This window comes from Gloeocapsa sp. PCC 7428, assembly GCF_000317555.1.
Classification (GTDB): Bacteria; Cyanobacteriota; Cyanobacteriia; order Cyanobacteriales; family Chroococcidiopsidaceae; genus Chroogloeocystis.
The window spans coordinates 1785076-1808653 of sequence record NC_019745.1; the positions used below are offsets into that span (position 1 = coordinate 1785076).

Annotated in this window: 26 protein-coding genes; 17 read left to right on the forward strand and 9 right to left on the reverse strand. The window is 43.6% G+C overall.

Annotated features, from left to right (window positions below; all coding sequences use genetic code 11):
• Nucleotides 1–5: 5 nt before the first annotated feature.
• Nucleotides 6–695 (reverse strand): bifunctional demethylmenaquinone methyltransferase/2-methoxy-6-polyprenyl-1,4-benzoquinol methylase UbiE, encoded by a 690-nt coding sequence (gene ubiE, locus GLO7428_RS07835; RefSeq protein WP_015188029.1) that lies wholly within the window; start codon nt 693–695, stop codon nt 6–8.
• Between the two features lie 137 nt (nt 696–832).
• Here ubiE and GLO7428_RS07840 point away from each other — a divergent pair, with 137 nt between their 5' ends.
• Nucleotides 833–1918, forward strand: a complete 1086-nt coding sequence (locus GLO7428_RS07840; RefSeq protein ID WP_015188030.1) for a RuBisCO accumulation factor 1 — start codon at nt 833–835, stop codon at nt 1916–1918.
• Between the two features lie 57 nt (nt 1919–1975).
• On the opposite strand, the gene GLO7428_RS07845 is transcribed toward GLO7428_RS07840, so the two are convergent.
• Together GLO7428_RS07845 and GLO7428_RS07850 are read right to left on the reverse strand one after the other, a co-directional pair.
• Nucleotides 1976–3265, reverse strand: coding sequence for a Glu/Leu/Phe/Val dehydrogenase (locus GLO7428_RS07845; protein WP_015188031.1), 1290 nt, complete (start codon nt 3263–3265; stop codon nt 1976–1978).
• Between the two features lie 187 nt (nt 3266–3452).
• A complete protein-coding gene (locus GLO7428_RS07850) occupies nt 3453–4034 on the reverse strand; it encodes a hypothetical protein (protein WP_015188032.1) in 582 nt (193 codons plus the stop codon).
• 268 nt (nt 4035–4302) lie between these two features.
• Between GLO7428_RS07850 and GLO7428_RS07855 the strand changes: the two genes are divergently transcribed.
• A complete protein-coding gene (locus GLO7428_RS07855) occupies nt 4303–4500 on the forward strand; it encodes a hypothetical protein (RefSeq protein WP_015188033.1) in 198 nt (65 codons plus the stop codon).
• A gap of 17 nt (nt 4501–4517) precedes the next feature.
• On the opposite strand, the gene GLO7428_RS07860 is transcribed toward GLO7428_RS07855, so the two are convergent.
• The gene (locus GLO7428_RS07860; protein WP_015188034.1) at nt 4518–6167 is read right to left on the reverse strand and encodes a glycosyltransferase family 39 protein; all 1650 of its coding nucleotides are present in this window, start codon (nt 6165–6167) and stop codon (nt 4518–4520) included.
• 205 nt (nt 6168–6372) lie between these two features.
• Here GLO7428_RS07860 and GLO7428_RS07865 point away from each other — a divergent pair, with 205 nt between their 5' ends.
• Entirely contained in the window at nt 6373–8577 is a 2205-nt protein-coding gene (locus GLO7428_RS07865) for an ATP-dependent helicase (RefSeq protein ID WP_231295607.1), read from the forward strand.
• Nucleotides 8578–8588: 11 nt separating this feature from the next.
• Here the strand turns inward: GLO7428_RS07865 and GLO7428_RS07870 are convergent, their stop codons facing one another.
• Complete coding sequence (locus tag GLO7428_RS07870; RefSeq protein ID WP_015188036.1) at nt 8589–9230, reverse strand: TIGR04282 family arsenosugar biosynthesis glycosyltransferase; 642 nt, start codon at nt 9228–9230, stop codon at nt 8589–8591.
• A 92-nt stretch (nt 9231–9322) separates the two neighbouring features.
• Entirely contained in the window at nt 9323–10033 is a 711-nt protein-coding gene (locus tag GLO7428_RS07875) for a trans-aconitate 2-methyltransferase (RefSeq protein WP_015188037.1), read from the reverse strand.
• A 331-nt stretch (nt 10034–10364) separates the two neighbouring features.
• Here GLO7428_RS07875 and pgl point away from each other — a divergent pair, with 331 nt between their 5' ends.
• From pgl to GLO7428_RS07905, 6 genes are all read left to right on the forward strand, one after another.
• On the forward strand, nt 10365–11099 hold the full coding sequence (gene pgl / locus GLO7428_RS07880) for a 6-phosphogluconolactonase (RefSeq protein ID WP_015188038.1): 735 nt from the start codon (nt 10365–10367) through the stop codon (nt 11097–11099).
• A gap of 74 nt (nt 11100–11173) precedes the next feature.
• Nucleotides 11174–11908, forward strand: coding sequence for an FHA domain-containing protein (locus GLO7428_RS07885; RefSeq protein ID WP_015188039.1), 735 nt, complete (start codon nt 11174–11176; stop codon nt 11906–11908).
• A 25-nt stretch (nt 11909–11933) separates the two neighbouring features.
• Complete coding sequence (locus tag GLO7428_RS29685; RefSeq protein ID WP_015188040.1) at nt 11934–12440, forward strand: FHA domain-containing protein; 507 nt, start codon at nt 11934–11936, stop codon at nt 12438–12440.
• Entirely contained in the window at nt 12406–13296 is an 891-nt protein-coding gene (locus GLO7428_RS07895) for an AraC family transcriptional regulator (RefSeq protein ID WP_196797476.1), read from the forward strand. Before GLO7428_RS29685 ends, GLO7428_RS07895 begins: the two co-directional genes overlap by 35 nt.
• A gap of 70 nt (nt 13297–13366) precedes the next feature.
• Nucleotides 13367–14017: an AzlC family ABC transporter permease gene (locus GLO7428_RS07900; RefSeq protein ID WP_015188042.1), complete on the forward strand. Its 651-nt coding sequence runs from the start codon at nt 13367–13369 to the stop codon at nt 14015–14017.
• A 34-nt stretch (nt 14018–14051) separates the two neighbouring features.
• Complete coding sequence (locus GLO7428_RS07905) at nt 14052–14339, forward strand: AzlD domain-containing protein (RefSeq protein WP_015188043.1); 288 nt, start codon at nt 14052–14054, stop codon at nt 14337–14339.
• Between the two features lie 27 nt (nt 14340–14366).
• Here GLO7428_RS07905 and bchB read toward each other — a convergent pair whose 3' ends face one another.
• Entirely contained in the window at nt 14367–15893 is a 1527-nt protein-coding gene (gene bchB, locus GLO7428_RS07910) for a ferredoxin:protochlorophyllide reductase (ATP-dependent) subunit B (RefSeq protein WP_015188044.1), read from the reverse strand.
• A 641-nt stretch (nt 15894–16534) separates the two neighbouring features.
• Between bchB and GLO7428_RS28890 the strand changes: the two genes are divergently transcribed.
• From GLO7428_RS28890 to GLO7428_RS29690, 4 genes are all read left to right on the forward strand, one after another.
• Nucleotides 16535–16855 carry a hypothetical protein gene (locus GLO7428_RS28890; protein ID WP_231295565.1) on the forward strand — a complete coding sequence of 107 codons (321 nt, stop codon included), beginning with the start codon at nt 16535–16537 and terminating at the stop codon, nt 16853–16855.
• Between the two features lie 170 nt (nt 16856–17025).
• On the forward strand, nt 17026–17448 hold the full coding sequence (locus GLO7428_RS28895; protein ID WP_231295566.1) for a transposase: 423 nt from the start codon (nt 17026–17028) through the stop codon (nt 17446–17448).
• Nucleotides 17449–17452: 4 nt separating this feature from the next.
• Nucleotides 17453–17728, forward strand: coding sequence for a co-chaperone YbbN (locus tag GLO7428_RS07925; protein ID WP_196797477.1), 276 nt, complete (start codon nt 17453–17455; stop codon nt 17726–17728).
• A 74-nt stretch (nt 17729–17802) separates the two neighbouring features.
• On the forward strand, nt 17803–18012 hold the full coding sequence (locus GLO7428_RS29690; RefSeq protein WP_081588104.1) for a Mo-dependent nitrogenase C-terminal domain-containing protein: 210 nt from the start codon (nt 17803–17805) through the stop codon (nt 18010–18012).
• 264 nt (nt 18013–18276) lie between these two features.
• Here GLO7428_RS29690 and rph read toward each other — a convergent pair whose 3' ends face one another.
• Nucleotides 18277–18999, reverse strand: a complete 723-nt coding sequence (gene rph / locus GLO7428_RS07935) for a ribonuclease PH (protein WP_041919008.1) — start codon at nt 18997–18999, stop codon at nt 18277–18279.
• A gap of 202 nt (nt 19000–19201) precedes the next feature.
• Between rph and GLO7428_RS07940 the strand changes: the two genes are divergently transcribed.
• Together GLO7428_RS07940 and dcd are read left to right on the forward strand one after the other, a co-directional pair.
• Nucleotides 19202–19738 carry a P-loop NTPase family protein gene (locus GLO7428_RS07940; RefSeq protein WP_015188047.1) on the forward strand — a complete coding sequence of 179 codons (537 nt, stop codon included), beginning with the start codon at nt 19202–19204 and terminating at the stop codon, nt 19736–19738.
• Nucleotides 19739–19830: 92 nt separating this feature from the next.
• Complete coding sequence (dcd, locus tag GLO7428_RS07945; RefSeq protein ID WP_041919009.1) at nt 19831–20394, forward strand: dCTP deaminase; 564 nt, start codon at nt 19831–19833, stop codon at nt 20392–20394.
• 373 nt (nt 20395–20767) lie between these two features.
• On the opposite strand, the gene GLO7428_RS07950 is transcribed toward dcd, so the two are convergent.
• Nucleotides 20768–22264 carry a thymidylate synthase gene (locus GLO7428_RS07950; RefSeq protein ID WP_015188050.1) on the reverse strand — a complete coding sequence of 499 codons (1497 nt, stop codon included), beginning with the start codon at nt 22262–22264 and terminating at the stop codon, nt 20768–20770.
• A gap of 199 nt (nt 22265–22463) precedes the next feature.
• On the opposite strand from GLO7428_RS07950, the gene GLO7428_RS29425 reads away from it, so the two are divergent.
• Nucleotides 22464–22586 carry a hypothetical protein gene (locus GLO7428_RS29425; protein WP_255348370.1) on the forward strand — a complete coding sequence of 41 codons (123 nt, stop codon included), beginning with the start codon at nt 22464–22466 and terminating at the stop codon, nt 22584–22586.
• A 326-nt stretch (nt 22587–22912) separates the two neighbouring features.
• Nucleotides 22913–23491, forward strand: a complete 579-nt coding sequence (locus GLO7428_RS07960; RefSeq protein ID WP_015188051.1) for a thioredoxin family protein — start codon at nt 22913–22915, stop codon at nt 23489–23491.
• Nucleotides 23492–23578 lie beyond the last annotated feature (87 nt).

Genomic DNA, 23578 nt, shown 5'->3' on the forward strand with positions numbered 1-23578 from the left:
TAAATCTAAGGTTTTGTGATTGTCAATACTCCCATCATACCGCTAGCAATGGGGTAGTGTGTGGCTTTGGTAAAGCCTGCATCTTGAGCTAATTTGAGTTGTTCTTGACCGGTAGGAAATCGCTCTAAACTAGGGCTGATGTAAGCGTACTCTTCGCTTAAGCCAAGTTGATGCGCGAGTGGAACAACTAATGTATCGAGATACCACTGTTGAAACGCTCGCATTTGCGAATTACTAGGGCGATGAAAGTCCAAAATAGCAGCTGTGGCACCAGGTTTGAGTACGCGGTGTAACTCTTGAAGGCAAAGCGGAATATCGATAACATTACGCAATCCGTAGCCCATTGTCGCTGCATCAAAGAAATTATCCGCGAAGGGTAACTTCAAAACGTCGGCTTCTATCCAGGTAATGGCAGCAGGGTATTGTTGCGAACGTTGTTGGGCGATCGCCAGTAACTGCGGTGAAAAATCCACGCCATAAACTTGACCTGTGGTTCCTACGACACGACTCAGCCGTAATGTCAAATCGCCACTTCCACAGCATAAATCAAGACAAGTGTCTCCAGCTTTTGCACGACTCCATTTAACGGTCATTTGCTTCCAAATGCGATGCTGCCCTAAACTCAGCCAATCGTTCATTTGGTCATAAACTGGGGCAATACGGTCGAAAATGTCGCGGATTTGAGTTGAAGTCATAAGGAGTGACTAGTGGTTAGTGCAAAAGAATTTTATTGTAGTATTTCTCCTCTGCTTCCTCTGCACCTCTGCTTCCTCTGCTTCCTCTACACTCTTCACATTAAAATAGGATTTGTGCTTAACGAGTTGCTGAGATTATGACTGAATTACCGGCGAATCCTGCTAATGGTGGTGGGGAATCTCCAGAAGTGATTGAGGAATTGTTGCGATCGCTACGGCAAAAGCAAGGCAATTGGGTAGGATGGGGCAAAGCTTGTGCCAGGTTACAAAAGTCTGGTTATAATTCCCAAGCAATTTTTGAAGCAACGGGATTCGAGCCAGTGCAGCAAAATCAAGTAATTGTGGGCGCGCAAGTGTATGATTCTATTGAGAAAGCTGAAGCACCGCCCGAAGTGCGATCGCATTATGCCCAGCGGGGTAGTGATGTATTATATGAACTGCGCTTGTTAACTCAAGCTGAACGTGCTGCTGCTGCTGAGTTGATTTTATTGCACCGCCTTGATGCGGACGAAGCGAAAGAAGTTGCTAAAGCCGTTAAAGAATTTTCGCGATTTCGGACATTACCCGCAGGCTTTTCCAATCATCCAGGGGATGCGGTTGCGTATCAGTGTTGGAAACTCGCGCGGCAAAAAAATGATTTACAAGAGCGATCGCGTCTTATTGCTAAAGGCTTAAGATTTGCGCATACTGCAACTGCTAGAGAACAAATTGAGCAACTACTAGTCGATTTTACGGCTGTCTCGAAGCGCCCTGCGCCACGTTTACCGTTTTACCGTCTCGAAGCTGAGGAAGAATTACCGCGTCTTGTACCTGTTGTTGGTGAAATGCCTCTTAAGGTAGATGACTTTAAAGCAGTTCCTTTTGCTGAAGAAATGGAACCGTTTCGTATGGTCAAGTTTGCTGGAGAACAGGCGTGGGTACCAATACCAGGATGGCAGGTTGTTTTAGGAACTACAGATCCTGTTGCAATTTTGTGTACGAGCGATCGCTTGCCAAATCAAACTGACAGTAGCAAAGAACAAGTTTTAGTCCTTGTGGATCGTTCGCAACGCGAATGGGATGCAAATAGCTACTTTGTTGTTGAACAATCAGGACAACTTGAATTTCAGTGGTTCGATAGTGCTACTGATACATCGCTACTTGGTCGAGTTGTTCTCATCCTTCGTCCCAAGCGAATTGTGGATGAAGAACTGACCAAAGATTCGTGGCAAATTGATGAGTAGCAGAAGAAATCACTGACTGCTTGGAATAACTCACAACCATCTATGTATTTTTTATTACTAAGGATATAGACCGCGATCGCTCAGGGCTTGAGCAATACGACCCACGCCTAAAGTATACGCAGCTAACCGTAATGGAACTTGTCGCTTCTGCGACTGTTTAATCACTTGCTGATAAGCATTAACCATCAATGCTTCCATTTCTCGATTGACGCGCTGTTCGTCCCAGAATAAGTAAGAAAGTCCTTGCACCCACTCAAGGTAACTGACAACAACTCCCCCAGCATTCGTCAAGATATCTGGCAAAACAGTGACGCCCCGCGCTTCTAATTCCTTGTGGGCTACCAGCGTAACAGGTGCATTTGCTGCTTCTGCCACAATTGACGCTTGAATTTGGTGCGCATTTTCTTCGGTAATTTGGTTTTCTAGTGCCGCCGGAATCAATACATCGCAGGGTAAAGTTAATAATTCCGCATTGGTAATTGCTTCTCCTTGTCCAAATCCAGAAATTTGCTTGCGGTTTACTGCGGCATAATTTTTCAACGCCGGAATATCTAAACCTTTTTCCGAAAAGATACCACCGGAACCTGTTGAGACTGCAATGATCTTCGCTCCAGCTTCGTGAAGTAACAATGCTGCGGCGCTACCAACATTACCAAATCCCTGAATGGCAATTGTTGCTCCTACTAGCGATTTACCGCGCGCTGCCAAAGCTTCCCGCACGACGATCGTCACTCCCCGTCCTGTCGCCTGTTCGCGTCCTCTCGAACCACCAATTGAAATAGGTTTACCCGTGACAACTCCAGGAACCGCATGACCGACATTCACCGAGTAGGTATCCATGATCCATGCCATTTCGCGGGCAGAAGTTCCCATATCAGGTGCAGGAATGTCTACTTCTGGACCAATATCCTTGATGAGTTCGCTCGTATAGCGACGCGTAATTCGCTCTAACTCTCCAATACTATAACGAGTTGGATCTAACGCAATTCCTCCCTTAGCACCGCCGTAAGGAATTCCTAGCAGCGCGCATTTCCATGTCATCAGCATTGCCAGGGCTGATACTTCGCGCAGCGTTACTGCTGGGTGATAGCGAATTCCGCCTTTGTAGGGTCCTAAAACATCACTGTGCTGCACTCGATGTCCTGCCAGGACTTGCACTTCACCGCTATCCAATTTTACGGGAACTGAAATCGTCACAACTTTGCGGGGATGGCTAAGAACAGCTAATAAGCCTGGGTCGAGTTGTAATTCTTTGGCTGCCTGCTCTAAATAACTACACGCTTGATCGAAGGGGCAAATGTGTGCAGGAGAAGAAGCCTCTAAGGGTAGTACTGATGCTTCTACCATAATAATATTTGGCAAACTGTAGCTTTGACTACAGAATAAATCTCTATTTGTAGTCTACGCCGTTTTTTAGGGAAAATCGAGCGAGCGTAACAATTTGAGTTATCGCGATCGCTGCGGGCGTTGCGCTCTCAAAACGCTTCTGGTAATCAAGACACTGGATATTCTTATGCTTGTGTGTCACTGCATTTTATGTTTTTGCAGTCGTTTTAGTAGCATAAGCTTGGTACGTGCAGTATAAAGGTTTAATCGGTGCTTCGGCTAAAAAGCTGAAACTAGGAAGACGATCGCCTAACGTCACAATTAAACGCGCGATCGCATGAACGCACATTCCGTCTTGGTCGTTACAGCCACAATGTGCCGTAGGAGCAATAGACTCTAGCGCCACAGTATTGTAGTTCTCCAAAAACTTCACTACATAGCGACGCTCGATACAAACTGTATCAGATATAGTTTTGACTTGCAGTCCTCCTGATGCGTTGACGCTGAGACTGCGAATTGACTCAGTAATACCATGCGTGAGTTTCAACAGCTTTTGGATTAACGATGTCATCACTTTGCGTTTGATAAACGTACAGCAACGACGTTCTCCGACTCGGTAAACGACATACGGAGTATTTGAGGCGTTACGTGTAAACCCGATGCGCTCAACTTTGATCTTTTTGGCGATGAGTGGCTTAAGTTCAACCGAATTTTTTTGAATCTGCGCGGAAAAATATTGATTAATTTCTGCTGAAGCGATCGCAAAACCAGATGTTTGGGTAAAATGCATTATATACCTCCTGTATACATTAGTTTCTGTAAACCTTGCGTGTACATCAGTTTCTGTAGACTGTATGTTCCCGTTAGTTTTTGTAAACCTCGCGTGTACATTAGTTTCTGTAGACTGTGTGTAGACCTTGTGTGCTGTAGACCTCGTGTATACATTATGTTTTGAGGTTTTGCCAGAGGAGGGGAAAGCTGGTAACTTTGGTTCCTCTGGCATTCAACTCATTAAAAATATTTTATCATAATAAGATCTATCGTAAACATTAAAAAATATGGCAAAAGAAGGGGGAAATCCGCAAAAGTTTGTAAAGCATCGTATGGAGCTAGCTGCATCTCCATTGGCGATTCGTCTACCTGTAGAAGTTGATAAGTATGTGCGATCGCTTCCTGATAAATCGGAATGGGTGCGAAACGCCATTATGGCGCAGATGGAACGCGATCTCAAAGCGCAGCAGCAAGATGCTTCTTAAATCTTGAGCAGTAGAAATTATGAACGACAGCGATAAAGTTGATAAGGAATACCGATGCGGTAGTGTTGTGTCGTGTCAATCTGACATGGCTTATGAGAAACTGTAAGCTGTGATGGATAGTCGCGGCGTCTTAATCCTGAAGCAACTACCCATACGTTGAGTGTGGTGGTGTCGGGTAGCGGTGCTGTAGAAAGCTTTTGCCAAACAGATTCGTAACCTGGCGATCGCGCGAAAAAAGCCAAATTTGTCGGAATGCGATCGCTTCTGATTTTCTCTAACGCCAAAGCGAAACTTAGTCCTAAAGCCACATCTTGATACGTTGCATACCCTACCACCATCATTAACGGCGTAGCAGGTTCCAAATTCATATTTTGAGCAACACCCTCAGGATTAAATGGCTTTTGAAAAGCTAAATTAGTCACTACAAAAAGAGAACTAATTAGCCCAAAAATGATAACAACGTAGTTCGCTCGTAATTTGAACCAAAAATTTTGAACGCCAAGGCTTGCTCCCACTAAAGCACAAAAGCTAGGGTAATAAACAAAGTTGTAACGCGGGGCAATTGTAATATCTTTGCCCAAAAAATAAACAATTACTAAAAATTCTAGTAAGACAATAACTGTAAAACTCAACAGCATTCGTGTTGATAAATGCGTTGTAGGAGAATGCAACAGTTGCTTTAATCCTCTGAAGATCAGCCGCGCGAGCCAAATGCTAAATACTAGCATCACCAAACCAAAAGGAACTGCAATCCACCAAGGTTGATTTTCCACGGGTAACGCAATCAGCATCAGCACCCAAGTTGCAAGCATTTGATAAATAGGAGCAAAATAATTTCGCTGTGGCAACCATGTTGTTTCCGAACGGTTAAAATGACTCGTCATCACGAGCAACCACGGAATAAAGCTAGCGACGACAAGTAAGATCGACAAAGTAATTGCTAACACGCTGTAACGTGGTAGCGTGCGGCGTTGCGAATACATGAATGCGAGTAAAGTAACGACTTCTGCAACGAACGCCAGAATAAAAAAGTAGTGAGTGTAAAAACCAAGACAGTTTACCGCAGCCCATCCAAGCAAAACAAAATAACGTAGCTTTTGTTGTCGTAAATCTTTATGAATTTGGAGAAGTCCGACGAGTGATAACGCAATCAACAGTATCGGTAATGTGTAGTGACGCGCTTCTTGCGATAAGTAAACAGCATAAGGCGAGACAGCCATTAAAGCTGCGGCAAAGATTCCCGCAGTGCGCGAAAAAGCGATCGCATTGAGCCAGTAAATTGCTGCGATTGCTGCAACGCCAAACACAGCCGGAAGCGATCGCAAACTCCAAACCCAACTTTGATGCATCAGCCCGACAAATGGCGCTTGTACCCAACGGTGGTTTAAACAAAAAAATAGTGGTGGATGCACCGAGTAGGTAGCAAGATTTGCCGCAATCTGAGGACAAGACAGCGCCGCCTTAAAACTGAAAATTTGCGACAAACGCTCTACAGGAAACACAACGTCTAACGGGACATCCGTATAGTTTCGCCCTAGACTAAATAACGCTGTAATGATTTCATCTAGCCAGATCGGTTTCAAGTCCAAATGCCAAAACCGCAGCAGCCCACCCAATAAGATGACAGCTATCAATGTGAAGTAGGAGGAAGATTTAGAGTTTGTCATTTATAAACTATCAGTGTAATAAAAAGAGAGGGCGCGATCGCTGGTTAAAGGTTATCAGCCCTAGCCCCTATTGAATCCCCAAACAATGCCAGACGCTAATTTTACTTCTACTGAATCCGAACTATCATTACAATCTCCTGCATTCAACCTCCGCGCCACTGCTTGGGAACGCATTAGAAACGGCTTGCGATCTGGACAACAGCAAATGGCTGATTGGCAGGGTGGTGCTTTAGCAGTCAGTGCGGTTCCTGGTGCGGGAAAATCTACAGGAATGGCGGCGGCGGCGGCGCTTGCGATCGCGCGTTACCAACTGCACGCCCGACGTCAGATTGTGATTGTCACGTTTACGCGTTCAGCAGCGGCTAATATTAAAGCCAAAGTGCGTAAATATCTGCGGGAAGAATTATCATTACCTCCCACAGGGTTTGTCGTCCACACGCTGCACGGGCTTGCCTTAAATATTGCGACGCGTCATCCTGAACTGTCTGGATTGCAGTTAGAGAATGCGACGTTGATTACACCTAATCAAGGTCATCGGTTAATTCGGACGTGTGTGGAACAATGGATTGCAATTCATCCGCGACGCTATTCTCAGTTACTCGAAGGATTGTACTTTGACGGCGAAGAAACCGAGCGATTGCGGCGTCAATCGGTGCTGCGAACTGAGGTATTACCCGATTTAGCGGCTACCGCGATTCATGAAGCTAAAAGTTCGGGCTATCTACCGCAACAGCTACGCGAATTAAGTCTGCAAACAAGTGATGACTATGGAATTTTAGAAATTGCCGCAGGGTTGTACGAACAGTATGAGAATTTGATGCGATCGCGCGACTTGATCGACTACGATGATATGATTCTCGCGGCGCTACGCGTGTTAGAAAACCCCAGTGCTTGCAGATTCGAGCAAAATCAAGTCTTTGCCGTATTTGAAGACGAAGCGCAGGACTCTACACCTTTACAAACCAAATTATTAGAAATTCTAGCAACTGATCCAAATACTCCAGATTCTCCACACTTGATTCGTGTCGGCGATCCTAACCAAGCAATTAACTCAACATTTACACCTGCTGACCCAATCTATTTTCGCCAATTTTGTGAGGACTGCGACGCCCAAAACCGTCTAGCAACGATGGATCAAGCAGGGCGTAGTAGCCAAATTATTATTGAAGCTGCTAATTTTACTTTGAATTGGGTGAATCGAGCTTATCAAAACAAAACAAACGAGCAACAATCTGCTGCGCTGCCGTTTCGTTTACAGCAAATTCGACTTGTCAGCGCGAGCGATCCGCAACCGGATGCGAATCCAGCACCGATTGGACGCGGATTAGAACTGTATACACCACGCGATATTCATCACACCGCAGAACTAATCGGCAAACGCTTGGTAGAGCTATTTGCAGAAAATCCTCATGGAAGTTTCGCGATTTTAGTCCGCGAAAACCGCCAAGGACGGTGGTTAGTGCAAGAACTGACACCAATTTGTCGCGAACATAAAATACCACTGTATGAAGTATCAGAAAGCGATCGCCACTCGCACGTTCCCGCAGAAATTCTGGCAATTCTGCAATTTCTCGATCGCCCGCATTCTTCTGAATACCTCAAAGCCGCACTAGAAGTTCTCGTCCAGCGTCAGCTAATCCCCACACAAGATCTGAATGCACTAGCGAGTGTTCCTGAACAGTTTCTTTATCCTGGACCATTAGATCCATCACCATCTGAGGCGGCGCTACAAGCGCGTAATTTGTGCTGTAGTATGCTGCGCGCGCGCATGGAACTACCCTACTATCAGTTGATTGCTTTTGTTGCTTCTGAACTCAAATACGACCAAGCCGAACTCGCCACCGCTGATAAACTCGCTGAACGAATCGCACGACAAATTACTGGTAATAGCTTGAGTGAAGCAATATTTGTTTTGAATGAAATTGTCAGTTCGGAACGCTTTGAGCCAGTCGAAACTGAAGAAGTCGAAGCGCGTTACACTCGCCCTGGTCAAGTGACGATCATTACGATGCACAAAGCCAAGGGGTTAGATTGGGATGCTGTGTTCATTCCGTTCTTACATGAAAATTTAATTCCTGGTAGTTTCTGGGTACCACCGCAAATTAAATTTCTGGGTGACTTTACGCTAGCAGAAGTCGCACGCGCGCAAATTCGCGCCGCACTGCATCAAGAATTTCCGTTACCCGATGTTACCGAGGCGAGCGAGCAGGCAAAGCAACTCAAAACTGCTGAAGAATATCGTTTACTTTATGTTGCCATGACACGCGCTAAGCGTCTATTGTGGATGTCGGCAGCCTTGAAAGCTCCCTTTACTTGGAGTAAACCAGAGAATTTTGAAAGTCGATCGCCTTGTCCTGTCTTTCCAGCTTTGAAACGCCAATTTCCTAAATCAGTTGTTAGAAGCTATTAGCTGAAAGCGATTTAAATCATTTCTCCCCTGCTCTGTATCTGCTCCCATACAACTAAATCTTCAGGGCGATCAACATCGGCTAAAGGAGGAAGCAGCGCCACTGATAAGTTCAGCTTTTGTGCGATCGCTTGCGTTTGTTGTAAAACTTCACTACTTCCCCAGGAAATATCATTAAATAGTTCTGCGATTAACCGATTAAGACCAATTAAGTAATAGCCACCGTCAATTGCTGGACCAAGAACTAGATCGTGTTCGTGTAATTGATGAAAAGCTGTTACCAGTAACTCTGCGGTTATCCCTGGACAATCAGTGCCAATCGTAACAACGCGTTGACTACCGCGTGCAAAAGCCGCATTTAAGGAGCGTTTAATTCGCTCACCCAAATCACCTTCACCTTGGGGTTGATAGTCAATATCAGTACCTAACCATTGCTGCATGAGTTTTAAGTTACCATCAGCAAAACGCACTTCTACTGTCAGCAAGCGATCGCCTAGTTTGCTTACTTGTAAAAGTGTATGCTCAGTCATTTGCCGTTGTAATTGCGCGGCTTCTACGGCTCCTAATAATGGTATTAATCTCGTTTTTGCTTTTCCTGGTTCGGGATAACGCGTAAATACGATTAAATGTTCTAAAACTGAATTTGTATGATTCACGCTGAATTATATATAACAAATAACGGTATCGTTCACCCGCCGTAGTCAACTTTTCTAACTCAATCAACTTTCTAGAGCCGTGGGCAGTAAAGTTATGTAAGTTTGGGCGTTTCTAAGTGCAAAACCGCTACACGACATAATTCTAAACCATCTCCGCTATAACCCGAATGAATCTCTGTAACTTCAAAACCCCACGCGGCTAAATCACGATCAATCCAGCCTTGCCTCAAATCATCACGGCTACTGCGGTATTGCGAGATGATTAACCGACCATCCTGAGAAACAAATTTTGCTATCAATCGCTTGACAAACCGTTTTTGATAATTGCGCGGCACATAATTTAGTTCAGTCCGTACGTAGTCAAAGCGTTGAGGTGGGGTCCAATTCCAAGCATTACCGACATAAATATTATCTGCATAAGTTGACAGCCGTTCCTGAGCTAAAGCAACCAGTTTTGCTGAGTAATCTAGACCGTATGGTGTTAGCTTAATTCCCTTCAGTCGTGACCATGCAACTAGACACTCCAGCAAGTATCCATTAGCGCAACTAATATCAAGATACTTGCCTGGTTGATTTACCGCTGCTATGTTTGCCACACGAAGTCTTGTCCACTCCTCAAATGTGCCACTCTTACCTGATTGCTGCCAGGGTGTCGGTGCAGCAATATACGCATCTTCTAAGATTTGTTTTATTTCGACAAACCAAGCTTGTAAATCTGCCGATGCTACATCATCAAACGCAAACCCACACCGACAGCGTTGAATTGTTTCGTTGATATGTCGTAAACATCGAGGGCAACGCATCACAAAATTCAAACAAATTGAAGCAATATAATACTAATTTAACTTTTACTACGTACTAGTAATTTTCAAGCTACGTTTTAACAACTCGAACAAACTAGGATAAAAGCTTTAAGTAATATTACTGAGGCAAAAGTTCATGAATTTTTGCATACTCTGCTTGATGAATCATTTGTTTGCATATTTTGCTTGGAGATAAGAAATTATAAAGAGTATATATTTTTGTGTTATACAAAGAAGTATAAAAAGAAATATTATTTAATAATTGCCAGAATATAAAACTAAAATTTAAAAGTTCCAGTATGTTAATGCTGGATTAAATGAATATCAAGCAATGAGAAAAGTTGAAGTCTTATCAAATAAACCAGCATTAATTGAGCGATCGCTGCATTTAACAGTCGCTAAAATGACAAGTGCGATCGCAGAGCGTGGTGTGTGTACGCTCGCGTTATCTGGAGGAAGTACACCCAAGCCTTTGTATGAAGCGATCGCCGCGCAACAGCTACCTTGGGAAAAAATTCACGTATTTTGGGGTGACGAACGTTATGTACCACCAGATCACCCTGATAGCAATCAATTAATGGCACGGCAAGCTTGGTTAAATCGCGTCAACATTCCAGCAGAAAACATTCACCCAATTCCTACCGATGAAGTCGATCCCGCAGGTGCAGCGCGCAAGTACGAGGAACATCTGCAAACGTTCTTTCAAGTTAGGAGCGAAGAGTTTCCCGTATTTGACATCATTTTGCTAGGAATGGGAAGTGATGGGCATACTGCGTCATTGTTTCCGCATACCGAAGCATTAAAAGCACGCGGCTTGATTGCGGTAGGTAATAAGCAGGAAGAACCGCGAATTACATTTACTGTGCCGTTGATTAATCACGCGCGTTGTGTCATGTTTGTTGTTGCTGGTGCAGACAAAAAACCTGCTTTGGCACAAGTTTTTGCACCGGATGCTGACAACTTTAGCTATCCGAGTCGCTTCATTCAACCGCACGGGGAACTGTGGTGGCTACTCGATCAAAGCGCAGGGGGAGAGTTACAAGTTTCTACGGCTGCTGAGTCATAAAGATAGCTATTAGAATTTGACGTAGTATGTTTGGTTAAGCAATCTCGACGCTCAATTTTGATGGAAAGATATTCATGATTGTCTGTCCTAACTGTAATCACTCGAACCCCGACGGAGCGCAAACGTGCGAGGCTTGCTATACGCCTTTACCTGCAACCGCAACTTGCCCTAATTGTGGCGCAACCGTACAAGCGGATGCGAGTTTCTGCGGTCAATGCGGTTTTAACTTAAAAGCAAGTCGAGCAACAGAAGAAATTTTTGCAGGTAATATTGGCACGGATGTTAGTGCAGAAATACCAGAATTAGCAACTCCTGAACCACTTGTTGAACCACAGCGTTTGGTAATCAGCGCGCAACCGAGTGCGGAAACATCTAGTCAAAGCTATTTAGCCGAAACACCAACATCGCAACCTGAATCGACGCCAATAAGCACAACCGTAGGTGCGTCATCTGGCGGTAGTTTTAATACACAATTACAACAGCAAACAATCAAACTGTTACACGTCCAAACGAATACAAATATCGAGTTGCCACAAAATTTGACTGTTATTCACATTGGTAAGCCTAATGACAGGATTCCTCCTGATATTGACGTCTCTGGATTTCCCAACGCTGAAATTGTGTCGCGGATTCATGCGGATATTCGAGTTGAAGGCGATGCTTACTTTGTCGAAGATGTTGGTAGTTCTAACGGAACTTACATCAATCGTAAACCACTACAGCCAGGCGATCGCCATCGTTTGCGCGCAGGCGATCGCATCGCCCTTGGAAAGGGAGATTTGGTCACTTTCTTATTTCAAATATCCTAGTTAATCTCAATTTCAATTTACCAAAGTGATTACACTCATTCTGCTGCATCCGCTGCACTCGACACCGATTCAAAATTGGACATTCGCCGACGAATCTGTCATCCGCGTAGGACGTGCAACTGATAATGACGTTGTATTGTACAGCGCTGTCGTCTCACGCAAACACATCGAGATACGGTGTCGTAATGGCAATTGGGAAATTGTGAGTTTGGGTGCGAATGGTACTTTTATTGACGACCAACGTATTACAAAAATGTCGGTAATCGATGGTGTCACAATTCGTTTAGCACAATCCGGACCACAAATTCAAATTCGCTTAGGAATTGCTTCCACACCAATACAAGAAACAATAAAGCCCGTATCACAACCAAAACCGAAAGCTGCACCTTTTAGAGAGCAAACGACATCCCGCGATACAGCGATCGAAACGATTTTTGGCGGATCATTGGAAACTCCTGCGGCGACACCACCAAAAGAACCATCAAAAGAAACCGTAATTGGCGAACCGTTTAGAAAATATCCTCAAGATTAAATCTAAGTCAAGGCATCACGTTGTGCAAGCACCTGCCAAGCAGGAGAAAATCAAATTTTGGCGCGAGCAAGTAGCACTAAGTCATCTAGAATTACTGCACGCCAGATATATCACGCATTCCTTTTCTAGACACGCGCATAATACGTTTGCTGTTGGTGTGATTGAGCAAGGTGCAGAGGCGTTTAGTTATCAGGGAGAGAAACACGTTGCTCCTACAGGTAGTGTAGTTGTTATCAATCCTGGGGAAGTTCATACGGGTAGTGCTGCGAATCTTGATATCGGTTGGACTTATCGTATGTTGTATCCAGATGTCAAACTTTTACAACAGGCTACCTCGGATGCGCAACAAACCTCAAATCCTTACTTTCCGATCGCCGTCATTCAAGATTGTCAACTAGCGCGATGGATTCTCCAATTACATCACACTTTAGAAAAACAGACTTGCACTTTAGAAAAAGACTCTTGCGTATTGTGGACATTCGCACAATTAGTGACACGCCACGCAGGAAAACGCCCAATATGGAGTAGTGTAAGTCAAGAATCTCATGCTGTACAGCGAGTGCGAGAATACTTAGAAGCACAGTACGCAGAAAATATTTCCTTAGATGCGATCGCCCGCGTTGCTAATTTGAGTCCGTTTTACTTGATTCGCACGTTTCGCAAGTTTACTGGTTTACCACCCCACGAATATTTAACACAGATCCGCATTGCGCGTGCCAAAATCCTACTAGCGCAAGGATGTGCGATTTCCCAAGTAGCCAACAACACAGGTTTTGCCGATCAAAGTCATTTAACACGACACTTCAAACGCGTCACAGGTGTTACTCCTGGTCAATACCAGCATATAGGGCAATAACGTTCAAGACACAGTGAATTTGCGGTATGTAAACTTAGGGGTGGTAATTGGTAATGGGTAATTGTCACCTATGCAGGAATTTCTTAAAGGTGTCAATCGTGCTTTGGGAGTTGGTATAGGATACATCCCGATCGCAATCAGTTTTGGGGCGCTAGCGACGCGATCGGGGCTTTCAGATGCTGCGGCTGTCTTTATGTCCGTTTGGGTGTACGCAGGTGCGGCACAATTTGCGGCACTCGAAGGAATCAGACAAAATCTTTCTTGGCTAAGTATTGTCTTGACAATGCTGCTGATGAATCTACGACATATGCCGATGAGTTTAGCAATTAACCCTATTTTCAATCGATTTAACCGCAAACAACAGCTATTTCTCGCACATGGGCTTACCGACGAAGCCTTTGCCTTAGACGTTTCCGACAAACCCCAATCGTGGCATTATTACACTGGCATTCACCTATTTTGCTGGCTTTCTTGGATTCTTGGCACGTGGATCGGCTGTCAACTAGGACAACAAATCCCAGCGCAATGGTTACAATTCGCCCTCCCCAGCTTATTTATTTGCCTTCTCACCGACAATATCAAAAGCTGGAATCAACAGCTAATCTTCACAATCCTCACAGGTATTGTTCTAGTAATAATCCTCCAAAACATCGGCACCCTCGGCATTCTCGTATCCATCCTCACAGTCGCAGCCGTAGCAACATTACAAAAATCCTCTTAATCTCCAATCTCTGTATCTAGTAAGGTTCGTTAACATGAACATCTGGCTAATTATTTTCCTATCTGGCTTAGGCACCTACGTAATGCGTAGCCTTGGCATTTGGGCAACAAAACCAATAGAATCGGCGTGGCTGCATCACATCCCCTTCGCTGTCATCCTCGTCATGGCAATCAGTGGTATTGTTGATTTGAGCCAAACACCACAAACAACCAAAAGCGCGATCGCCGCAACCATCGTTGTCATCGCCGCCAGCGTCTTCAAACTACCACTCGTCCTACGTATTGCCTTAGGTTGTCTTATTTTTGGAGCAATAGCAGCATAGAGTGGGCAACAAGCCCACCCTCTAAACTTATGCGCCCACAGCTTCTTTCGCCGCGTACATTACTTCGAGTGTAATTTCACTTAAACCGCGATCGCGGGCAAATTTTTCGGTGTTACGCTTGACTTTACCCCGCACAAAACCAGGAACTTTATTAAGTTCAGCTTGCGCTTCTTTGTTCCAACTTAAATCCGAATCCGCAGAAATTCCCTTGGTAATCACTTCCTTCGTATCATGCCCGCCGAAGATTTCGAGCAAGTGATCTTCCATTCCCAACGTAAAGGAATTGTAGACCAAATCGGTAACTTGATTTGTACCTTCGTAACCCAAGAAAGGCTTATAACCAATCGGGAAGTTTTGAATGTGAATTGGTGCAGCTATGACACCACAAGGGATATTTAAGCGCTTACCAACATGACGTTCCATCTGCGTACCAAAGATCGCTGCTGGTTCGACGCGGGCGATCGCATCACCAATCGCACCATTATCGTCGGTAATAATCACTTCATCGCAATATTCACTGACTTGTTCGCGAAACCAATCTGCATCGTATTTACAGTAAGTTCCTGCCCAAACAACGCGAATACCCATCTCCCGCGCCAAAATCTTCGTCATCGCCGCCGCGTGCGTATTATCACCAAATACGACAGCTTTTTTCCCTGTTAAATTTTGACAGTCAATCGAACGCGAGAACCACGCTGCTTGCGAAACGTACAACGTTTGGTTTTCAATAAACGCTTCGTAATTAACATCCGCACCTTGTGCGTTAATCACCTGCTGAATCTTCCGAATGCATCGGGCTGTTTCTACGACACCCATCGGTGTAATATCGACATACGGCATCCCAAATTCTTGTTCTAGATATCGCGCCGTCATTAAACCGAGTTCGCGATACGGTACTAAGTTAAACCAAGCGCGGGGTAAATTCTTTAACTCGTGTACCGAAGCGCCTTCGGGAATTACGGCATTGACTGCAATACCCAAGTCAGCCATTAGTCGCTTTAACTCAGTACAGTCGTGCTGATTGTGGAAACCAAGCGTAGAACTACCAATGATATTGACGGAGGGCTTTTCGGTTTTATCTGTGGGTAATTCGCCTTTGCGACGGGCTTTATTGATGTAGTACTGGACAATTTGATCCAAAGTCCGATCCGCCGCTTGTAACTCGTTAACGCGATAGTGGTTAACATCCGCCAACATCACATCAGCTTTGGCTTCGATCGAGGCGCGTTCGACGAAGTTATTTAAATCTTCTTGTAAAATGCTCGATGTACAAGTCGGTGTCAGTACAATCAAGTCGGGATGTTCTTCTGCATCTTTGCGCGTGATGTTGTCTACAACTTTTTCTTGCGAGCCACGCGCTAATACGTTGCGATCGACGATACTCGCGGTTACTGGAGTAAAATTCCTCTCCCGTTCTAACATTGAGCGCATGACGTTGAAATAGTCATCGCCTAAAGGGGCGTGCATAATAGCGTGGACATTCTTAAACGAACTGGCGATGCGCAGCGTACCAATATGGGCTGGACCTGCATACATCCAGTAAGCCAATTTCATAAAGTTGTCTCCCTTGTGCTGATTATTATCAGTTAATTTACGGCGTTTATGAGATTCTAATTGTCTCAGATTGTCTCAAAGATCCAGGGGCATGAGTACGGTTGATATGCTGTCACTTAATGCTAACGATTAGAGGCTACAAATGAGACTATGCAAGCGTTTCATCCAGATAAAACTGCGATCGTCTGCTGCCTTATATGCAACTATTCTTAATGTTTCGCTATATTCTGTATTAGTCAATGCGCTATGTGTGAATAAACCCTACAGACAACGCTTGATTGCACATACATATAATCAATTTCAATTCACAAATAAAACGAGAAGTCAATAAGAAAAAATGACTTTTTTGTTGCTGAACTTAGTACACAACAATGCTTTTTTCTAGGAAATAAACTGCATCTATCTTCGCTGAATTCGGCAATCTCATACCAATTCTTTGAAAGTAGAAGACAGATAATAGAAGATTGGTAGAAGGTTCAGTCGTAGAGTATGGCAGGGATTGACAAACTGGAGATCCAAGAGAGCGAAGAGAATCGCCAGCAGTTGTTGAGAGAGCAGAAAACAGCATCCGGCAAAGAACGAATTCACTTGCTGTAATTACTTAAAAGCAAGCACCAACAGTACAAAAAGCCGCGTCTATCTTGGGGCGACACCGAGCGACATTACACGAGTGGCTGCGATTGTACCGCCAAGGCGGCAGTGCTGAGTTGCTCAAGCGCAAAACGCCATCAGGGAGACGACGTGCGATTCCTGCATGGGCAGAGAAAGCGTTGCACCTCCGCTTAGAGGAGCCGCAAGGCTTTGATGGGTATCAAGCGATTTGCGACTGGTTGGAGAGTCAGTTGGCGATTGAGGCAAAGTATAAAACGGTGCATAAACTGGTGTATTACCGCTTGCAATCATCACCTAAAGTGCCACGACCAGTGAGTGTCGAGCACTCCTGTGAGCCACTCGAAGCATAGAAAAAAACTTAGGCGAGAACTTGGTGATGCTGGTGGGGGTCGCATTCAGTATGTTGGGTTGGAGTGGGAAGGTACGCTTCTTCGGCGGCGATGAAACTCGACTGGGATTGAAGGCGTGAGGAGGACGCCAGATTACTGCCAAAGGCGTCAAACCAACTGGACAGGTGCTCTTGTCTATTTCAAGCAACTTACATTTATGGCATTGTAGAACCGAAGACGGGAGAGCTTTTTTCTTTGAGTTTTCTCATCTCAACACCGATTGCTGCCAAGTGTTTTTGAATTTAGTTTCGCAACAGTTCAAGGATGATTTTTTAATTATTCAATTGGACAATGGTGGTTTTCACAAAGCCAAGCGATTGAAGGTTCCCAGCAATATTATTTTGTTGTTTCAACCTCCTCACTGTCCTGAACTGAAACCGATTGAGCAAGTGTGGCAATATCTAAAGCGCCAACGCAATCGTCGCTTTCCAGCAACCCTTGACCAGTTACGTCAGCAGTTGAGAGAACGGCTGGAAGTACTGACCCCTGAGATTGTTGCAGGAATTACCGGACGCCAGTCCATTCTGCATGCTCTATCTGTCGCTCAAATTTAGAGAATTGGTATTACCTGTTCTTGTAGATTTTTGGGCACCTGGCTGTCAACCGTGTGAAATGCTCTCCCCAATCGTCGATAAAATCGCTACACAATATGGCGATCGCCTGAAGCTGATCAAAATTAACGTTGAAAAAAGTTTTAGTATTCCTATGCACTACAATCTAGACTGTTTTCCAACACTACTCATGTTTAATACAGGACAAGTAGTCGAAAAGATTGTGGGTACAATACCTGAAGCTGTGTTGATGAAAGTTATCCGTAAGCATTTAACAGCTTGAATACAGTTTATAGCGAGATTAGTCAAACTTCTGTTACTAATCTCTCGCTATTTTTTACTAATACTCGGAATATTATGATTTTCACCTTAATCGCCTTACCGTTTAATCTCTTAGATGTCGTGCGAAAATGGCTAGATTCAATACAAATTTGCGATCCAATCGCTGCTCAATTTATTTGTAAACTTATTCCAGCACGTTGTCCTTTTGAACGAAAAATCAATTTTTTCAATTGCTTTATGATTCATATTCCGCCCTTATGTCATTTCAATCCTATCTATCAATAGTTGATTTCTCTGCGTCTGAGAGCTTTAACTTATTTGTTTGAAGTCGAAGAAGAAAATATTTCTTAATTTAAATTTCTCTTTTTAGGGTTGCAATTCTTCGCTGCACCTCTGCTCTTACAGATGTAGCAAATCTAAGGCAAAACGGTATTATAGCCCCTGTCAATAAAGTTAGGACATTATCGAAGCTCATAGCGATTTCCCTCACTAGGGCTTAACTCTGACCTCTACTATAAACGAGTTTCTTGCCAAACTCTTGTTCATAATTTATCCTTTACCAAGCGCCTGACGTTGTGCTTCTAGTAATTCTTGAATACCTTTTTGGGCAAAATCCATAATTTGATTCATCTGATTCCGGCTAAAAGTTCCTGATTCTGCGGTTCCTTGAACTTCGATAATGCCAAGATGTTCATTCATGACCACATTGAAATCAACTTCGGCGGCGACATCTTCAACGTAGTTTAAATCTAAGAAAGGTTCGCCTTGCAATAATCCTACCGAAACCGCTGCGACTTGGTGAACGATTGGCGATCGCGTTAAAACTCCCTGTTGTAATAACTTATCCATCGCGTGTGCTAGCGCCACAAATCCGCCACTAATTGCTGTGGTACGAGTCCCTGCGTCGGCTTGTAATACATCCGCATCAACCATCACTGTGCGTTCTCCCAAAGCTTCAAAATCAAGGGCGGCGCGTAGGCTACGTCCAATCAGTCGTTGAATTTCTTGGGTACGTCCAGAGAGTCGCATAAATTCACGTTCTTGGCGTTGCGGAGTTGCACCAGGAAGCATTCGATATTCTGCGGTTAACCAACCTCGACCAGAGTCAGTTAAAAATCTAGGGACTCCTGGCTGGATTGAAACGTTACATAAAACTTGGGTATCGCCGCATTTAGCTAGAACCGATGCAGCCGCGAAGCGCGTAAAGCCAAGTTCAAAGCTATGAGGACGCATTTGGTGTGATTGTCGATGATCTGGGCGTTGCCAGGACATTGCTGTTGCCATATAAGACCTTGATTAGAATACAGCACATATGGTGTTGGCGGCAGCAGTGCGCTTGCAAAACATATTAAGTTAAACTACTACTCTATGACAGTTGACGTAGAAACATATCTAGTGTTTTATTAAAGGACAAACAGAAGAAGTACACTATATATCTGGCTGTTATTCCTCACACCCCACTCAAAATTGCGCTATGGTTGCCCAGCTTGAAAATCCAGCCTTAAATTCGACTTGCAGTTCACTTTATCCGGTGGAAGGGTTGGTGCAAGTGTTTACTTGCTCACACCGCAGTTTTTTTACAAACGTGATGGCGCAAGCTTTGCGAATTGCTGGACAAGGAACTCCAGTTTTAGTAGTGCAGTTCCTCAAAGGCGGGATTAACCAAGGACACCAGCATCCGACGCGGCTAGGACAGCATCTAGATTGGATTCGCTGCGATTTGCCACGCTATATTGATACACCACAATTAGGCGAGACAGAAAATCAATCGTTATGTCAATTGTGGCAACATACACAGCAAGTAGTACTAGAAGGAAAATATTCGTTAGTTGTCTTAGATGAGCTAAGCTTGGCGATTAATTTTGGTTTGATTGCGCTAGAAGAAGTTTTAGCTTTGTTAGACCAACGCCCTAGTCATGTGGATATTATTCTCACAGGACCTGAAATGCCACAACCACTACTTGATGTCGCCGATCAAATTACGCAAGTACGCAGAAGCGATCGCCCTTAGATAAAACCTAAATAGCCAGATCGATATATTCTAGTATTTCGGTTGCGATTACCTAGGAAACCGTGATTAAAAACGACGTTTGGATTTCACAAATGGCGCAGAAGGGTATGATTACACCTTTTGAGCCTACTTTAATTCGACAACTACAGGAAACTGAATCAGTAAGACCTGTCATTAGCTATGGTCTGTCTTCTTACGGTTATGATATTCGACTTTCACCAGTTGAGTTTCGCATATTCCGTCACATTCCTGGAACAATCATCGATCCTAAAAATTTTAATCCGCAAAATTTAGAACCAACGCAACTGCATACAGATTGTTACGGCAGTTATTTTATTTTGCCTGCACACTCGTATGGTTTAGGAGTTGCTTTAGAAAGATTAGCTGTTCCAGAGAATATTACAGTAATCTGCATAGGTAAAAGTACCTATGCGCGTTGTGGCATTATAGCCAATCTAACTCCCGCCGAAGCTGCATGGCGCGGTCATTTGACTTTAGAATTTTCCAATTCTTCAAGTGCAGATTGTCGTATTTATGCATCAGAAGGTGTCGTGCAGTTACTCTTTTTAGAGGGGGAACCCTGTGCAACGAGTTATGAAGCGCGCAAAGGGAAATATCAAGATCAGCAGCAGATTGTTACTTTGGCTAAAGTATAATTCTTGAGTCAATTCAACTACGAAGATAGGTAAAATTTATTTTGTTTTTTATCCACTTCAAAACGGTTGAATCCATGATTATTATTAGCTTTAGTATTCCTAAATCTGGTAGTACTCTTGTTTTTAATTATCAAAAAGATTTATTGGAACGAGCGGTTCTTAAAGAAAGGCAATCTCAATCATTATGTAATGCTACTTTTCAGCAGGAACTGATTAATATGGGTTATAAAGTTTAAAGGAAAGCTATTAGTTAGTTACGAAAATTAGTTGAGTTGAATTGTAAATTGTTCTTTTTACGTAGACACATAGAGGCTTGCCGTAGACTACCACGTAGGCGCAACGTTCGCAAAGATAAGTCACAGCGATAAGATTGCTAGAGGAAAGGTTTGTCTTGTTGATAATCTTGTTGTAGAGATAAAGCCATTTCTGCTTTTTGTAATTCAGTTCCTAAATACATGGCGTGTTCGACTTGTAAAGCTGGACAGGCTGTTGCAATTTGTCGATACAGTTGTGTTGCTGATTTACCAAAGTAGCAGTTGACAACTTCTCCAGTTCCAGGTGTCATGTGTTCAACAACGATTTGGTTATTTTGGATATTAATGACAAAACTACCTGAAGGATCTTTGTAGTCTCGCTGTTGACAAATTCTAGGATATTGAGTTTGAATAACTTGCTCTGCATTTTCCCAGCAATCGGAATATATGTGCGCACTTTGACTAATCGTAATTAAGGGCCCCAATTGCAAGTTATGTTTTGAACGATGAGCGATTTCGTTACGAATGTGTTGTTGTAAAGCCCTTAAGCCCATTGCGTTCGCAGCCCACGCCGAAAACATATCATTACTGCGAAAAGTTGCGGTTAAAGCAAGTTCGTTTTCGATAACTCTTACCCAAATGTGATTAAGACAAGGGGGACTGCTATTATCTTCATGATCTTCTACATCCCATAAGGACATAACTGCTCTAGCTGAGTCAATATCTGCAATAAGTTTTTGAATAACTTGTTCTATTTGATCGCGTCCAAAGTGCGATCGCAATCTTTGTCCGTAGGTATATTTCACACCTTCTTGATATGGCGCATCGTCTAAAATTTGGGAAACATATTCTTGAATAAAATTTTTACTACACGGTAAATAATTCGGTTCAGGAAAATAGAAATCATCAGGTTCATCGGTGACGACCGCCATCAAATCAATTAATTCTTGCCATTGTCCATCGTAACCTGTAGGTCGAATCGTACCAGTTGTTTTAATGCGATGAATGATTTTTACCCAAGTTTCAGCAATCGTTTTTCCTTCAATGCGATGACCGTAACGCACTCCTGGTAAAACAGTGGGTTCAACTTCAGTAATGGGAAACTCTAAAGGTTTTCCCCACGGTTCTATGGTGTTTTTCTTAGCAAAGGATCGCACCGCAGATACAGCTTCGTTAATTGAACTTGCTTCTTGATAGGCGATCGCGTCTCTTAATGTACGAAGCGCTTCTGCTGCAATTTCGATATCAATATAACCCGTAATTTGAGAGCGAATCACCCAAGTTTCGCGCCCAGTATCGCTGTAACCTTTCTCAAATCCATTACGAAAAAAGTCTAATAGACAGATTCCCGCACCAGCGTTTTTGTCTTCTTTAGTAGCGTTCAGTACAACTAAAAAGCGGACGTGAGGGTTAGCAAGTAAATTGCGAATCAGGAAACTAATCCCGCGCGTAGGAGAATACAATTGTCCGATCGCAGCATATTCGTGAGGATCGAGTTTTTTGGCGATCGCCTGCTTCATCGTCCATCCTGTAACAACTGCGGTTTGCCCAGTACCATAAAGTAACTGGTTAGGCTTATACAGTGGTTTGTACTGATAAGTTGTCTGTGTAGCCATGAGTTTTGGGCTAGGGGTATCAAACTCTCTACCGTATCATATGAAGCGAGGGGTTAGTAAGTGTCTATGAGTCGTCTGGCGTGGCGCAGATGATTCGGAGATGGCAAGTTTTAGCGGTTGGTTTAATACATATATAGCGTAAATTGTCAAGCATAATAAACAGCAACGCGATCGCACATTACGTTAGCGTAGCAGCGTTGTGAATCTTAAAAATTATTTTGCTGGTTTATCAAAACGCGATCGCTTAATTGCGCAAATGGATCGCGTTCTCGAACCCTGGGTTCCCTCTCTCATGGCATCAGGAGGTATACAATACCTTTAAGCGCCACAGGTCATCCAGTTGTAGTAATTCCGATAAAACAAACTGAAGATGGATTACCGATAGAAATGCAAATTGTAGGACAGCGGTGGTGCGAGATGAAATTACTAGCGATCGCAGAACACTGGCACCAAATCATTGGCATTTTTCAACATCCACCAGGTTATTAGACGCGATTCGCACTTCAAGAGTCATTAGTTCCCATTACCCATGACCAATTACCGATTACCAACCATGTTGTCAGTAATTAAATTGCTTTGATACTACTATAAAAATAAAACTCCCTATCAACAAATCTTTTGAAATCCAATTGCAGGAGCGATTTTATTGTGGTAAAAACTGCTTCAACAATGTTGCCGTTAGGAACTCAAGCGCCGAACTTTGAATTACCAGATGTCGTGACTGGACAGACGATTTCGCTATCAAGCTTTGCTGGAAAGCCGCTGCTAGTCATGTTTATCTGTCAGCACTGCCCGTTTGTCAAACATATCAAATCAGAACTCGCCAACTTAGGCAAAGACTACGCCAATCGCGATCTTGGAATCGTTGCAATTAGCTCTAACGATATCAATAAATATCCAGATGATGCACCGGAAAAATTAAAAGTCATGGCTGAAGAAGCTGGTTTTTTATTTCCAATATGCTTCGATGAAAGCCAAGAAGTTGCTAAAGCTTACACGGCGGCTTGTACGCCAGATTTCTTTTTGTTCGATGCGGATCAAAAGTTAGTTTATCGCGGTCAGTTAGATGATAGCCGACCGAGTAATGGTATACCTGTCACCGGTAAAGATTTACGTGCCGCCTTGAATGCGATCCTAACAGGGAAAACGGTTGATTCTAACCAAAAACCTAGTATCGGCTGCAATATTAAATGGAAACCTGGCAACGAACCAAGTTACTACGGCTAGAACATAGCAAAAAACAAGTCCTTGATCACATCAAGGACTTAATGCTTTTATCAGTTTAAGGAATCAGATGATTAGGCACTTTCAACG

Coding starts and splice junctions, on each gene's coding strand:
- ubiE (WP_015188029.1), bottom strand. CDS start 695: ATGACTTCAACTCAAATCCGCGACATTTTCGACCGTATTGCCCCAGTT.
- GLO7428_RS07840 (WP_015188030.1), top strand. CDS start 833: ATGACTGAATTACCGGCGAATCCTGCTAATGGTGGTGGGGAATCTCCA.
- GLO7428_RS07845 (WP_015188031.1), bottom strand. CDS start 3,265: ATGGTAGAAGCATCAGTACTACCCTTAGAGGCTTCTTCTCCTGCACAC.
- GLO7428_RS07850 (WP_015188032.1), bottom strand. CDS start 4,034: ATGCATTTTACCCAAACATCTGGTTTTGCGATCGCTTCAGCAGAAATT.
- GLO7428_RS07855 (WP_015188033.1), top strand. CDS start 4,303: ATGGCAAAAGAAGGGGGAAATCCGCAAAAGTTTGTAAAGCATCGTATG.
- GLO7428_RS07860 (WP_015188034.1), bottom strand. CDS start 6,167: ATGACAAACTCTAAATCTTCCTCCTACTTCACATTGATAGCTGTCATC.
- GLO7428_RS07865 (WP_231295607.1), top strand. CDS start 6,373: ATGGCTGATTGGCAGGGTGGTGCTTTAGCAGTCAGTGCGGTTCCTGGT.
- GLO7428_RS07875 (WP_015188037.1), bottom strand. CDS start 10,033: ATGCGTTGCCCTCGATGTTTACGACATATCAACGAAACAATTCAACGC.
- pgl (WP_015188038.1), top strand. CDS start 10,365: ATGAGAAAAGTTGAAGTCTTATCAAATAAACCAGCATTAATTGAGCGA.
- GLO7428_RS07885 (WP_015188039.1), top strand. CDS start 11,174: ATGATTGTCTGTCCTAACTGTAATCACTCGAACCCCGACGGAGCGCAA.
- GLO7428_RS07900 (WP_015188042.1), top strand. CDS start 13,367: ATGCAGGAATTTCTTAAAGGTGTCAATCGTGCTTTGGGAGTTGGTATA.
- GLO7428_RS07905 (WP_015188043.1), top strand. CDS start 14,052: ATGAACATCTGGCTAATTATTTTCCTATCTGGCTTAGGCACCTACGTA.
- bchB (WP_015188044.1), bottom strand. CDS start 15,893: ATGAAATTGGCTTACTGGATGTATGCAGGTCCAGCCCATATTGGTACG.
- GLO7428_RS29690 (WP_081588104.1), top strand. CDS start 17,803: ATGATTTTCACCTTAATCGCCTTACCGTTTAATCTCTTAGATGTCGTG.
- rph (WP_041919008.1), bottom strand. CDS start 18,999: ATGTCCTGGCAACGCCCAGATCATCGACAATCACACCAAATGCGTCCT.
- GLO7428_RS07940 (WP_015188047.1), top strand. CDS start 19,202: ATGGTTGCCCAGCTTGAAAATCCAGCCTTAAATTCGACTTGCAGTTCA.
- dcd (WP_041919009.1), top strand. CDS start 19,831: ATGGCGCAGAAGGGTATGATTACACCTTTTGAGCCTACTTTAATTCGA.
- GLO7428_RS07950 (WP_015188050.1), bottom strand. CDS start 22,264: ATGGCTACACAGACAACTTATCAGTACAAACCACTGTATAAGCCTAAC.